At 70.4% G+C, this 12758-nt stretch carries 10 protein-coding genes and 1 pseudogene; 8 read left to right on the plus strand and 3 right to left on the minus strand.

Annotation, left to right across the window (positions count from 1 at the left end; all coding sequences use genetic code 11):
* Positions 1-27 precede the first annotated feature (27 nt).
* The gene (locus tag OG453_RS14660) at positions 28-753 is read left to right on the plus strand and encodes a VWA domain-containing protein (RefSeq protein WP_266868090.1); all 726 of its coding nucleotides are present in this window, start codon (positions 28-30) and stop codon (positions 751-753) included.
* A 27-nt stretch (positions 754-780) separates the two neighbouring features.
* On the opposite strand, the gene OG453_RS14665 is transcribed toward OG453_RS14660, so the two are convergent.
* Both OG453_RS14665 and OG453_RS14670 read right to left on the minus strand, forming a co-directional pair.
* Complete coding sequence (locus tag OG453_RS14665; RefSeq protein WP_266868091.1) at positions 781-1728, minus strand: tyrosine-protein phosphatase; 948 nt, start codon at positions 1726-1728, stop codon at positions 781-783.
* Between the two features lie 201 nt (positions 1729-1929).
* Positions 1930-2448 carry a MarR family winged helix-turn-helix transcriptional regulator gene (locus OG453_RS14670; protein ID WP_266868092.1) on the minus strand — a complete coding sequence of 173 codons (519 nt, stop codon included), beginning with the start codon at positions 2446-2448 and terminating at the stop codon, positions 1930-1932.
* Between the two features lie 270 nt (positions 2449-2718).
* Between OG453_RS14670 and OG453_RS14675 the strand changes: the two are divergent.
* From OG453_RS14675 to OG453_RS14695, 5 genes and pseudogenes are all read left to right on the plus strand, one after another.
* Positions 2719-3426: pseudogene (locus tag OG453_RS14675) on the plus strand (MFS transporter); the annotation flags it as partial.
* 100 nt (positions 3427-3526) lie between these two features.
* Entirely contained in the window at positions 3527-4018 is a 492-nt protein-coding gene (locus OG453_RS14680) for an MFS transporter (RefSeq protein ID WP_266869863.1), read from the plus strand.
* A 230-nt stretch (positions 4019-4248) separates the two neighbouring features.
* Complete coding sequence (locus OG453_RS14685; protein WP_055556530.1) at positions 4249-4452, plus strand: cold-shock protein; 204 nt, start codon at positions 4249-4251, stop codon at positions 4450-4452.
* A gap of 94 nt (positions 4453-4546) precedes the next feature.
* Positions 4547-6130 (plus strand): DEAD/DEAH box helicase, encoded by a 1584-nt coding sequence (locus OG453_RS14690; RefSeq protein ID WP_266868093.1) that lies wholly within the window; start codon positions 4547-4549, stop codon positions 6128-6130.
* A 442-nt stretch (positions 6131-6572) separates the two neighbouring features.
* A complete protein-coding gene (locus OG453_RS14695) occupies positions 6573-7445 on the plus strand; it encodes a pentapeptide repeat-containing protein (protein ID WP_266868094.1) in 873 nt (290 codons plus the stop codon).
* 12 nt (positions 7446-7457) lie between these two features.
* Here OG453_RS14695 and OG453_RS14700 read toward each other — a convergent pair whose 3' ends face one another.
* Complete coding sequence (locus tag OG453_RS14700) at positions 7458-8369, minus strand: hypothetical protein (RefSeq protein ID WP_266868095.1); 912 nt, start codon at positions 8367-8369, stop codon at positions 7458-7460.
* A gap of 283 nt (positions 8370-8652) precedes the next feature.
* Here OG453_RS14700 and OG453_RS14705 point away from each other — a divergent pair, with 283 nt between their 5' ends.
* Entirely contained in the window at positions 8653-9447 is a 795-nt protein-coding gene (locus OG453_RS14705) for a trypsin-like serine protease (protein WP_266868096.1), read from the plus strand.
* Positions 9448-9648: 201 nt separating this feature from the next.
* Positions 9649-12732 carry an endo-alpha-N-acetylgalactosaminidase family protein gene (locus OG453_RS14710; protein WP_266868097.1) on the plus strand — a complete coding sequence of 1028 codons (3084 nt, stop codon included), beginning with the start codon at positions 9649-9651 and terminating at the stop codon, positions 12730-12732.
* Positions 12733-12758: the final 26 nt, after the last annotated feature.

Genomic DNA, 12758 nt, shown 5'->3' on the forward strand with positions numbered 1-12758 from the left:
CCGACGGACGGGTGAGCGGAGCGGCACATGGGACCTGCGATCAGTCTGCGCAAGGTGGAAGAGGCGGCACCCGCCCTGGTCAGCCTCTACAAGAGCGCCGGAATCAGCCTCCACAAGCACGGACTTGAGGGCGAGCGTGCGGCCGTCTACCTCGTCATCGACTACTCCGGCTCCATGAAGCCGTACTACAAGGACGGCACCGTCCAGGCACTCGCCGACCGCGTCCTCGGCCTGTCCGCGCACCTCGACGACGACGGCGTCGTGCCCACGGTCTTCTTCTCCACGGACGTCGACGCCGTCACGGAGATCGCCCTCGAACGCCACCACGGCCGGGTCGAAGAGATCGTCGCCGGGCTCGGTCACATGGGCAAGACCAGCTACCACCTGGCGATGGACGCCGTGATCGACCACTACGTGGACAGCGGCTCCACGGCGCCCGCCCTGGTCGTCTTCCAGACCGACGGCGGCCCCATCAACAAGCTCGCCGCCGAGCGGTACCTGTGCAAGGCGTCGAAGCTGCCGCTGTTCTGGCAGTTCATCGGCTTCGGTGACGCGAAGAGCAAGCAGTTCGACTACCTCCGCAAGCTCGACGAACTCGCCGTCCCCGCCAAGCGCACCGTCGACAACGCGGGCTTCTTCCACGCGGGCCACGATCCCCGCGCCGTCCCGGACGACCGCCTCTACGACCAGCTGGTGGGGGAGTTCCCGGCGTGGCTCGCGGCGGCGCGGACGCAGGGGATCGTGACCGCCTGACCCCTGCTCCGCGCGCGCCCGGAGCGCCTAGTCGACCATCCGCTCCCGCAGCGCGAGTATCGTCCGCGCGTCGAGCCCAAGTCCCTTGCGCAGATAGCCGTCGAGGCTCCCGTACTGCTTCTTCACCTCGTCGAGCGAGGCCTCCAGATATCCGGTGCGGACCTCCTGGAGCGGGATCAGCAGATCGGGATTCTGCATCATCCCGCTCTGCTTGAGGCTCTCGCGCACCTTCGCGTCGTACGCGGCCCGATAGGTGTTGGACGCCAGATAGTCGCCCACGGCGGTGCGCTCGGGGACGCCGATGGCGCGAAGGAGCAGATAACTCGTCCAGCCGGTACGGTCCTTGCCCGACGTGCAGTGGTAGAGCAGCGGCGCCGCGTCGCCGCCCCGCGCGATGTCGCGCAGTGTCGCCGCGAACTGCGCGCGGTTGGTGCCGTCGGTGACGAAGGTGCGGTAGACGTCGCGCATGAAGGCGTCCGCCTTGCCGTTGCCGAGCATCTCCTCCTGTTTGACGGGGTCCTTGGAGCCGATCACGGTCATCAGCATGGTGAAGAGACCGTTGTCGTTCACCGCACGGGAGGTCGCGCTGAGCCCGGCGGGCAGCCGGTCGGCGCCGTCGTATTTGACCTCGGCCGGCACCCGGAAGTCGACGACCTTCTTCAGGCCGAGCTTGGCGAGGGTGCCGACGTCGGCGTCGGTCAGCTTGGCCAGGGCGTCGGCACGGAAGACCCGGCCATAGCGCACCCGGTCCCCGTCGTAGGTCCGGTAGCCGCCCAAGTCTCTTGCGTTGACGGCTCCTTGGAGCGGGATCTGGCGTACGCCGTCGGATGCGGGGCGGGGGTGGTGCGGGGCGTGCCGGGCGGTGTCGCGCCCGGGGGCCGTGGGCTCGGCGTGAGCCGTCCAGGCGGGCAGGGTGCCCAGGGCGATCGCGGAGATCGCGACGCCGACTGCTGTGCGCGTGCGGGCGATGTGCATGTGGGGCCGCCTTCCATTCGGTAGCGGTCGCTCATGGCCACTCGTCGTTCAACCAACCAAGCGATTGTTTGGCCGAAGGTAACGGGGCGTCCGTGCAGGGGGAAGGCGTGTGCGGCGACTATCTGACGGGTCGTTGCTCTCGCGGGTGACAGGTGTCACCGCGATGTAAAGAGTGCCCCCGTATGGGCCCTTCGGTGTCCGCTACTCGGCGAGCCGTGCGGTCGCCCGGCGCTGGCGCTCGGTCGCCCCTTGGAGGAAGCGGATCACGGTCTCCAGTTCATCGACCGTGAACTCCTCGCAGAGTTCGTCCACTTCGCGCTTCCAGTCCTCGAAGATGCCGGCCAGGTCGGCGAGCTTCTCGCGGCGGATCTCGATGAGCACCCGCCGCTTGTCGGTGGGGTGCTTGACCCTGCGGACGAAGCCCTTGCCTTCCAGGCGGTCCACGAGGCCGGTCACCGAGGCCGGGGCGAGCGTGGTCCGCTCGGCAAGCTCCTTCGCGGTGAGCGGGCCGCCGCGCTCAAGCAGGTCGAGGGTCTTGTTCTCGGTGGCGCTGAGGCCCTGCCGGGCGGCGACGGCGGAGTGGAACATCACCGTCACCGCGCTGTTCTCGCGCCCGGCGGCGGTCAGACGCTCCAGGACGTGGGCGCGCCCGTCCCGACGCCTGGTCTTCGCGTCCTCGCTGCTGCTGCCGGTGTCGTCGATGCCGTCGATGCCGCTCATGGGGTGACCGTAGCAAATATTTAGTTCGGGCGAACGAAAGACTTGCGATCGCCTTCCGGCCCGTGCAAGTCTTTCGTTAGGCCGAACGAAATAAATCCGCGGCCCACCTCTGGAGCCCCTGGAGCCGACATGACAGCGACCCTCACCACCGATGCGCCCGCCCTGGGCGCGACACCCCACCCCCGACGCTGGGCGGCCGCCGCCGTGATGATGGTCGCCGCGCTGATGGACCTGCTCGACGTGACGATCGTCAACGTCGCGATCCCGTCCATGGGCCGCGACCTCGGCGCCTCCGAGAGCGCCCTGCAGTGGATCGTCTCCGCGTACCTCCTCGGTTTCGCCGCGACGCTGATCGTCGCCGGACACCTGGGCGACCGCTACGGCCGCAAGGTCCTCTTCCTGGCCGGCACGGCGGGCTTCGGCCTCGCGAGCCTGGGCTGCGGGATCGCCCAGTCGCCCGGCCAGCTGGTCGCCGCGCGTGCCGTGCAGGGCGTCATGGCCGCCCTGCTCATGCCGCAGGTGCTCGGCTCGCTGCGGACGCTCTTCCAGGGCAAGGAGCGGGGCGCCGCCTTCGGGATGTACGGCGCCGTGGCGGGGTTCGCCTCCGCCATCGGCCTGCTCCTCGGCGGCGTACTGACCGACGCCGATCTCTTCGGCCTCGGCTGGCGCTCGGTGTTCCTGGTGAACCTGCCCGTGGCGGCCGCGACGTTCGTGGCCGGGTTCTTCCTCGTGCCGGCCACGCGCGAGCGGTCCGCGGGACGCCCCGACGTCATCGGCAGCCTCGTCCTCGCCGCGGCGCTCGTCGCCGTCGTGCTGCCGCTGGTGCAGGGCCGGGCCAACGGCTGGCCGCTGTGGGGCTGGATCTGCATCGCGGCGGGCGTGCTCACCCTCATCGGCCTCGCGGTGGTCGAAGGCAGGCGCCGCTCGCACACGACCGTCCCGCTGCTGCCCTCCCGCGCCTTCCGGCTGCCCGCCTTCTCCGTCGGCGTCGTCGTACAACTGCTCTTCGCCCTCGGCATGCAGGGCTTCTTCCTGGTCTTCGCGATCTGGCTGCAGGGCAGCGAGGGCTACACCCCCGATGCAGGCGGGCGTCGTGACCGTCGCCTTCTCCGTCGGCGGCTTCCTGACCGCGCCGGTCGCGGACCGGCTCGCGGCACGGTTCGGGCGGCTGGTCCTGGTCGCGGGGTCGCTCCTGATGGCGGGCGGCTTCGCCTGGGTCTGGTCGGCGGTCGCCGCGTCGAGCGAGCGGCACACCGGGGCGTGGCCGCTGGTGCCGGGTCTTGTGGTGGCCGGTGCCGGGCTCGGATTCCTCGTCGTACCGCTGGTGAACGTGGTCCTTTCCGCGGTGCCCGCCGACATCGCGGGCGGGGCGTCCGGGATCTTCTCCACGGCCCAGCAGTTCGGCGGCGCCCTGGGTGCGGCACTGATCGGCACGGTGTTCTTCGACCACGCCTCGTCGGGCCTGACCGAAGCACTCGGTACGGCGATGCCCTGGGTGGCCGCGGGCTTCGCGCTCTGCGCGGTGCTGTGCCTGGCCCTGCCCAAGCGAGCGGTGGCACCGGCGGAGTGAGGTGAGTGGCGCAGGTCACGCGGGCGGCCCGGAACAGGGGCCGCCCGCGGACGTGTTACCGTTATGTGTTGCAGTTTTGGTACCCATGAACAGGATGTGCGCCTGACGGGAATGCTCCGAAGGCGCATTGTTTGTTTTACCGGTCTTTCCGGGATGGGGGTCATTGCAGCGCTGGGATATCCGCAAAACCGCGGGGATCCGTACTCTGCCCCTGTCTTTAGGAGATTGACATGGCAACTGGCACCGTGAAGTGGTTCAACTCGGAAAAGGGCTTCGGCTTCATCGAGCAGGACGGCGGCGGCCCCGACGTCTTCGCCCACTACTCGAACATCGCGTCCTCGGGCTTCCGTGAGCTCGTCGAGGGTCAGAAGGTTTCCTTCGAGGTCACGCAGGGCCAGAAGGGCCTGCAGGCGGAGAACATCGTTCCCGCCTGATCTTCGTAGCACGCGAACCTCTTAGCCGGGGCCCGCACCCGAAAGGTGCGGGCCCCGGCTTGTGCTGTCACCAGGTCCAGGAAGGCATTTCCGTATGAATCGCTCCGACCGCCCGGCGCGTCCTGCCCGCAGGCGCTCCACGAACGCACGCGGAAAGGCCCCGGTGGCCGGCGGCGGCCAGACAAAGGGCGCCGCGAAGAAGTCAGGCCGCCCCAAGGCGAGGCCCGTACAGGGCGAATTCGCGCTGCCCGAGAGCATCACCCCCGCGCTGCCCGCGGTCGAGCAGTTCGCCGACCTGGACATGCCGGAGGCGCTGCTCAAGACGCTGGCCGCGCAGGGCGTGACCGAGCCGTTCCCGATCCAGGCCGCCACGCTCCCCAACTCCCTCGCGGGACGCGACATCCTCGGCCGCGGCCGCACCGGCTCGGGCAAGACCCTCGCCTTCGGCCTCGCGCTGCTCGCCCGCACCGCCGGCCGGCGCGCCGAGCCGCGCTCGCCGCTCGCCCTGGTCCTGGTGCCGACGCGTGAGCTCGCCCAGCAGGTGACGGACGCGCTGACGCCGTACGCGACATCGGTGAACCTGCGCATGTCGACGGTGGTCGGCGGCCTCTCCATCACCAAGCAGGCGGGCACGCTCCGCCGCGGCGCCGAGATCATGGTGGCGACCCCCGGCCGTCTCAAGGACCTCATCGAGCGCGGCGACGCCGACCTCTCGCAGGTCCGTACGACCGTCCTCGACGAGGCCGACCAGATGGCCGACATGGGCTTCATGCCGCAGGTCACCGCGCTCCTGAAGCAGGTCGAGCAGGGCGGCCAGACGATGCTGTTCTCCGCGACGCTCGACAAGAACATCGACCGTCTGGTCCGGATGTTCCTGACGGACCCGGTCGTGCACTCGGTCGACCCGTCCGCGGGCGCGGTGACGACGATGGAGCACCACGTTCTGTACGTCGCCGACGAGACCGACAAGAAGGCGGTCGCGCTCCGTATCGCCGCCCGCGAAGGCCGCGTCATCCTCTTCCTGGACACCAAGCGTGCCGTCGACCGCTTCACCAAGCGGCTGCTCGCCAACGGGGTGCGAGCCTCCGGGCTGCACGGCGGCCGCTCGCAGCCGCAGCGCAACCGGACGCTCGACCAGTTCAAGACCGGACAGGTCACCGCGCTGGTCGCGACGAACGTGGCGGCGCGCGGCATTCACGTCGACGACCTCGACCTGGTCGTGAACGTGGACCCGCCCACCGACCACAAGGACTACCTCCACCGGGGTGGGCGTACCGCCCGCGCGGGTGAGTCCGGCAGTGTCGTCACGCTCGTACTCCCCGACGAGAAGCGGGACATGACGCGGCTCATGTCCGACGCGGACATCCGCCCGAACATGACGCGGGTGTCGTCGTCGGACGAGGAGCTCGCGCGGATCACGGGTGCGAGGGAGCCCTCCGGGGTGCCGGTGGTCATCGAGGTCCCGCAGCAGCAGGCTGCTCCGCAGCGGGGGCGGCGTCGGCCTGCCGGCGGCGGCCAGGGTGGCGGCCAGCGCCGCGCTCGCTCGGGCGGCTCCCAGTCGCCCCGGGGCGAGGGCGGCCAGGGCCAGCCCCGGTCCACCGGCGGTGGTTCCGCCGCGGGGGGCGGCGGCCGACGCGGCGGCGGCCGGGGCGGCCCCTCGCGCCGCAGCGCGGCGTAGGGCTCCGCCCGGGGTTGCGAAGCTTCTGCACCCGCAGCCCCGGGCCACCGAACAAGCCTCTCCCGCCCACCCGCCCGATTACCCCGCAGCGACGGGGCGTCTGGCTGCCGTAGGGGTGGGTGGGGGAGGTGGCGGAACCACACCACTCACCCGCACTGCGCGACGTACGCAAGGGACCGGACCACGGCCCCACCCACCGTTGGCGCGCAACGCTCGCGAGGGGACGTGGCGGTATGTCCGCACGGAGCACGGTAAGCATGTCTCGCGAGCCGAAGCAGCAAGACGCTCGGACCGAGATGGCGAGTACGGACATACCGGCGCGGCCCCGCCCCACGACCGAAGCGAGACGCCGGCCGCCGCGCCGGCAAGACGGACGGCACCGCACCAACCGCCGCGCCCCCAGGACGAACAGCACCGAGACCGAGGCCCGAAGGAGTGCGTGATGGGTCGCAGCCAGCGTGAGCACGGGACCGAGCCGAACCTCCAGACCCGGCCTCAGCTCCCCGTGGTCGACGACCTCCGTGCCGACTGCGGCAGCTGTTTCGGGCTCTGCTGTGTGGCCCTCACCTTTGCCAAGTCCTCGGACTTTCCCGTCAACAAGGCCGCCGGTACCCCCTGCACCAACCTCCAGCAGGACTTCCGCTGCGGCATCCATCAGGATCTCCGTCAGCGGGGCTACTCCGGCTGCACCGTCTACGACTGCTTCGGTGCGGGCCAGAAGGTCTCCCAGGGCACGTTCGACGGCGTCGACTGGCAGCAGGGCGGCAAGGGTGCCGCCCGCGAGATGTTCGACGTGTTCCCCGTGATGCGCCAACTCCACGAACTGCTCTGGTACTTGACCGAGGCGGCCCAGCTACCCCAGGCCCGTCCCATCAGGACGGACATCGAGCGCGCGCTCGCGGAGACCGAGCGCCTCACCCAGGGCACCCCCGCCGAAGTCGCCGCGACGGACGTCGCCGCGCACCGCGAGGGCGTCGGCGCCCTTCTCCTGCGCGTCAGTGAACTCGCGCGCGCGGACATCCGCCGGAAGAAGAAGGACCGCAGGGGAGCCGACCTGTTCGGCGCCAAGCTGAAGGGCGCCGACCTGCGCGGTGTCAGCCTCCGCGGCGCCTACCTCATCGCGGCGGACCTCCGCGGCGCGGACCTCAGGCAAGCCGACCTCATCGGCGCGGACTTCAGGGACGCCGACCTGCGCGGAGCGGACCTCACCGGCAGCATCTTCCTGACCCAGTCGCAGGTGAACGCGGCGAAGGGCGACGCGGCCACCAAGCTGCCGCCGGCGTTGAACCGGCCCTCGCACTGGGACGGGAAGTAGCGGGCGCGGTCCCTACGCGTCGCACTCCACCACCGTCCGGCACAACCCGCACCGCGCCCGGATCCGCCTCCCCGCAGGCACCCGGATCCGCTGCCGGCACGTGGGACACGGGAACGAGACCCGCAGCACGCCGCCGCCGCTCCCGCCCCCGTCACGGGAGAACGCGTACGAGCCGCCGCGGGGCGCACCGCCCGCCGAGCCATGATCCTGCGCGTACCGCCGGTCCTTCGCGTACCGCCGCCGCCCCGCCCACCCCGCGGCCGTCAGCGGCGGCTCCTGCTCGTCGCGCCGCGCCTGGGCAAGGCCCTTCGTGTACGCCGTGTACGCCTGCGCGCTGGTGAACCACGTCTCCGGCGCCTCACCGAAGGCGATGGCCCGCTTGGCGAGGACGTACCCGAACTCCTCAGGAGTGAGATAGCCGAGCTTCTGCGACGAGGCCCCGTCCTCGCGGTAGGCGTCGAGGAGCAGCCAGCCCGCGCCCAGGTAGGTCGTGGCGGTGTCGGTGAGGATCTCGTTGTCGCGGGTGCCGGGGAACTCCAGGTCGAGCCGGTGCAGATAGACGTGCATGACCTCGTGGGCGAGTGCCGCGCCGATGTCCCGGCGGTGGGTACGGAACCGGTCGTTGAGCTCGATGAAGTACTCGGGTCCCGCGGCGAGTTCGACGTACGCCGCGTGCTCCATCTCGCGGAAGCTGACGATCATGCGGGCGTCGGGGAGGCGCAGATGCCGCACCATTTCGCGGGCGACCCGCTGCACGCCCAGATACAGATCGTCGTCGTCGCAGAAGGCGACATCGGCGGGGGAGACGCTGGTCTCGAAGGTGTGGACGGTGTCGTACGAAAGGCGCTTGTACAGCGCGGTGATCGCGGAACGCACCGTCTCCAGGTGGGGATAGCCGTGCTGCACCGGCCCGCCGTCCGCCACGTGCGCACCCCCTGAAGACGGTTTGACCGACTGGTCCTGTCGCGTATCAGTTCGCCTCGACTTCGCCTCAACTCGACTCCACTGTAAGGCGGATCCCCTCCCCCGGAACCAGCCCACGCGGAGCCCTGTGGCTGAAAACCGCCCCTTGCTCTATGCGGACACCGATCTCCATAATCCGCAACAACGCTTTGGCGGGCTCATGCCATCCACGCGCACCCTGTGGGGACGGCAAGGGCCCGTCATGCGTGCAACCCCCCACGAACCCCCCACGAAGGGAAGCCCGTTGAACACCAAGCTGCGTGGAGTGACAAGAGCCGCCACCCTCGGTGCCATCGCCCTTGCGACCGCCGTAAGCCTCCAGCCCGCCGCCCAGGCGGCCCCGCACCCCGGCCCCAACCCGGGTGAGCGTGTAGTCGGCGGAACCCCCGCCGAGCAGGGTGAATTCCCGTTCATGGTCCGTCTGTCGATGGGCTGTGGCGGCGCGCTGTACGCCCAGGACATCGTGCTGACCGCCGCCCACTGTGTGGACGGCTCCGGCGACAACACCAGCATCACCGCCACCGGTGGCGTCGTGGACCTCGAGAGCCCCGACGCGATCAACGTGAAGTCCACCAAGGTCCTGCAGGCGCCCGGCTACAACGGCAAGGGCAAGGACTGGGCGCTCATCAAGCTCGAGAAGCCGATCGACCAGCCCACCCTGAAGATCGCCAAGGACGACAAGCTCAACAACGGCGACTTCGACATCGCCGGCTGGGGCGCCGACAAGGAGGGCGGCGAGCAGCAGCGTTACCTGCTCAAGGCCAAGGTGCCGTTCGTCAGCGACGACGACTGCAAGGCCGCGTACGGCGACCAGCTCACGCCCGGCGAGGAGCTCTGCGCCGGCCTCCCCGAGGGCGGCACGGACACCTGCCAGGGTGACTCGGGCGGCCCCATGTTCCGCAAGGACGAGGCGGGCGAGTACATCCAGGTGGGCATCGTCAGCTGGGGCGAAGGCTGCGCGCGGCCCAAGTTCCCCGGTGTCTACACCGAGGTGTCGACCTTCGCCGCGGACATAGAGAAGGCGGCGTCGGAGCTCTGAGGCGCTAGCAGGGCGCAACGCACAACGCACCACACCATGCGCGGGGCCGGACCAGTCGGTGGTCCGGCCCCGCGTCGTGTGTCCCCCCGGCACGCCCCCGCGCACCGTTAGTCCAACACCTGTCCCCCCTTTGTCCATGGGCGCACAAGTCCCGTCCGGCGCAAGGTGATCGACACCGAGAACCGTCCCAGGAGGGGTGCCATGGTGTCGTCAGAAACGTCCGGGCCGAGCCGCAGAACCGTCGTCGCCACGGGAGCGCTGGCCGGTGTCGGCGTCGCCGTGGGCCTCGGCGGCACCGCGTTCGCCGGGCCCGCGGCGGGCGAGACCGTCATCCGCTCCAGCACGCTGGAGGTGCGCGTCGCCACCGACTTCCCGCGCATCGTGTCGTACAGGGACCGGGCCACGAACGCGGTCCTGTACGCCCAGTCGGACACCGTCACTACGCTCCTGATCGACGAGAAGGAGCACACTCCGAAGGTCACCCACACCGCCGGTGACGACCGTGTCGCGTACGTCCTCACGCTCACCGGCGGCACCACCGTCGCCGTCGAGATCGCCGTCGAGGGCCGGCAGGTGCACTGGCGGGTGACGGAGATCGCCGACACCGACGGGCTGCGCGTGGGCACCCTCCGCGTCCCCGGCCTCGCCCTGCTCTCCGTACGCAGCGACCAGGCGGGCGCCACGCTGCTCGCCGCCAAGGTCCAGCTGGACAAGGCCAAGAGCGGCGACACCGAGGTCAGGCCGGCGCCGGACGGCGCCGCGGAGGCGGCCACCGGATGCGCGTACGCGGTGGTCGCGCACGACAGGCTCGGCGGCGCGGTCGAGACCAACACCGTCTGGGACAAGCCCACCACCGAGGCCGGCACGACCTGGGAGAACGGCCGCCTCTGGCGGGAGACCGTCAAGCGGGACGGGTATGTGGAGGCCCGGCTCACGCCCGGCCAGTGGACGCACCGCGCGGCGACCGCGCCCGCCGGGGACACCGAGCCCCTTCCGTACGCCACCGTCGTCGTCACCGGCGACCGCAACGGCGACGGCAAGGTCGACTGGCAGGACGCCGCCATCGCCTTCCGCGACATCATGGTGAACCCGCTGGGCGCCGACGAGCAGCACCTGAGGGTCGTCCCGCACATCCCCTTCAACTTCGCATCGCAGGCGACGAACCCGTTCCTGATGACCCTGGACAACGTCAAACGGATCAGTCTCGCCACGGACGGCCTGCGGCAGTACACGCTGCTCAAGGGCTACCAGTCCGAGGGCCACGACTCGGCGCACCCCGACTACGCGGACAACTACAACACCCGCGCGGGCGGCCTGGACGACCTCAACACCCTGGTCCGCGAGGGCAAGAAGTGGAACAGCGACTTCAGCGTGCACGTCAACGCCACCGAGTCGTACCCCGTGGCGAACGCCTTCTCGGACACGCTCGTCGACAAGGCCAACGAGCAGTGGGACTGGCTCGACCAGAGCTACCGCATCGACCAGCGCCGCGACCTGGTCTCCGGCGACATCATCAAGCGCTTCGCCGATCTGCGCGCCCAGACCGACAAGGCCCTCAACACCCTCTACATCGACGTGTTCCGGGAGTCCGGCTGGACCTCCGACCGGCTCCAGCGGGCCTTCCGCGAGCAGGGCTGGATCGTCACGTCGGAGTGGGGCCACGGCTTCGAGCGCTCGTCGGTCTGGTCGCACTGGGCCACCGAGCCCGACTACGGCGGCGACACGTCGCGCGGCATCAACTCCCGCCTGATCCGCTTCATCCGCAACCACCAGAAGGACGTCTTCGCCGACAAGTGGCCCACGCTGCTCGGCATCGCCCGCATGGGCAACTTCGAGGGCTGGGTCGGCAAGACGGACTGGACGTACTTCTACGACCTGATCTGGACCGAATCACTGCCCGCCAAGTACCTCCAGGCGCACCCCATCAAGTCCTGGGGCGAGCACGAGATCACCTTCTTCGGAGAGGCCGGGACGACCGTCTCCGACACCGGCGGCACCCGGCGCATCACGACCGACGGCCGTGTCGTCTACGACGGGGGCAGCTATCTGCTCCCCTGGGAGCCGCGCAAGGCGACGGATCCCGCCAAGTTGTACCACTACAACCCCAAGGGCGGCAGCGGCAGTTGGCGGCTGCCGAAGGGCTGGGCGGGTCTGTCCAAGGTCGCCCTGTACCGGCTCACCGACCAGGGGCGGGTCTTCGTCGCGGACGTCCCGGTGCGCGGGGGCGGTGAGGTGACGCTCGACGCCGAGGCAAAGCAGCCCTACGTCCTCTACCGCTCGCGCGCCGAGGCCGTGCCCGACCCGGAGTGGGGGCAGGGGACGCCACTGCACGACCCGGGCTTCAACTCCGGTTCCCTGGACGGCTGGAAGGTGTCCGGACCCGCGTCCGTCGAGCTCAGCGACCTTGGCGACCACGAGCTGGTGATCGCATCGGGCGGCGCGGCGGCCGTCGCCCGGCGGCTGAGCCGGCTGAAGGCGGGGACGTACGTCGCGTCCGTGCAGGTGGAGGTGGGCGCGAAGGCGGGTGAGGAACGCAGGGCGAGCCTGGAGGTGCGCACGGCGGACGGGGTCTCGGCGGCGAACTGGACGCGGACGTCCACGGCGGGGAACTTCGTGGCCGCCGATCGCAAGCACGGGACGCGCTTCCAGCGCATGTTCACTTACTTCACCGTGCCCGATGGCGGTGGGGCGGCGGAGTTGACGCTGCGGGCCGAGGCGGGGAAGGCGCGCGTGCGGTTCGACAACGTACGGGTCGTCGCGAGCGGCCGTCCGGCGAAGCTGCCCCGCGGTGTCCTCGCCCACGAGGACTTCGAGCATGTCCCGCAGGGGTGGGGGCCGTTCGTGAAGGGCGACGCGGGCGATGTCACCGATCCGCGTACGCATATCGCGCAGCGGCACGCGCCGTACACGCAGCGGGGCTGGAACGGGAAGGCGATCGACGACGTCGTCGACGGCGCGAACTCCCTGAAGTCGCGGGGGGAGAACGCGGGTCTTGTGTACCGGACGGTGCCGCATACCGTCCGCTTCGCGGCGGGGCGGCGCTACCGGGTCTCTTTCCGGTACGAGAACGAGAAGGCGGGGCAGTACGTGTGGGTGACGGGGGTGGACGCGCCGGGCCCGCGTGAGACGGACCGGAAGGAACTTCCGGTGGCCACGGAGCCGACGACCCTCACGTACGAGTTCACGGCTCCCGCCAAGGGGGAGGCGTGGGTGGGCCTTCGCAAGACGGGGGACGACAGCAAGGCGGAGTTCGTCCTGGACGGCTTCGAGGTGCGGGAGGTGTAGGGCAGGGGGGGGAGGGTCCGGGGTGC

This window comes from Streptomyces sp. NBC_01381 (assembly GCF_026340305.1).
Taxonomy (GTDB): domain Bacteria; phylum Actinomycetota; class Actinomycetes; order Streptomycetales; family Streptomycetaceae; genus Streptomyces.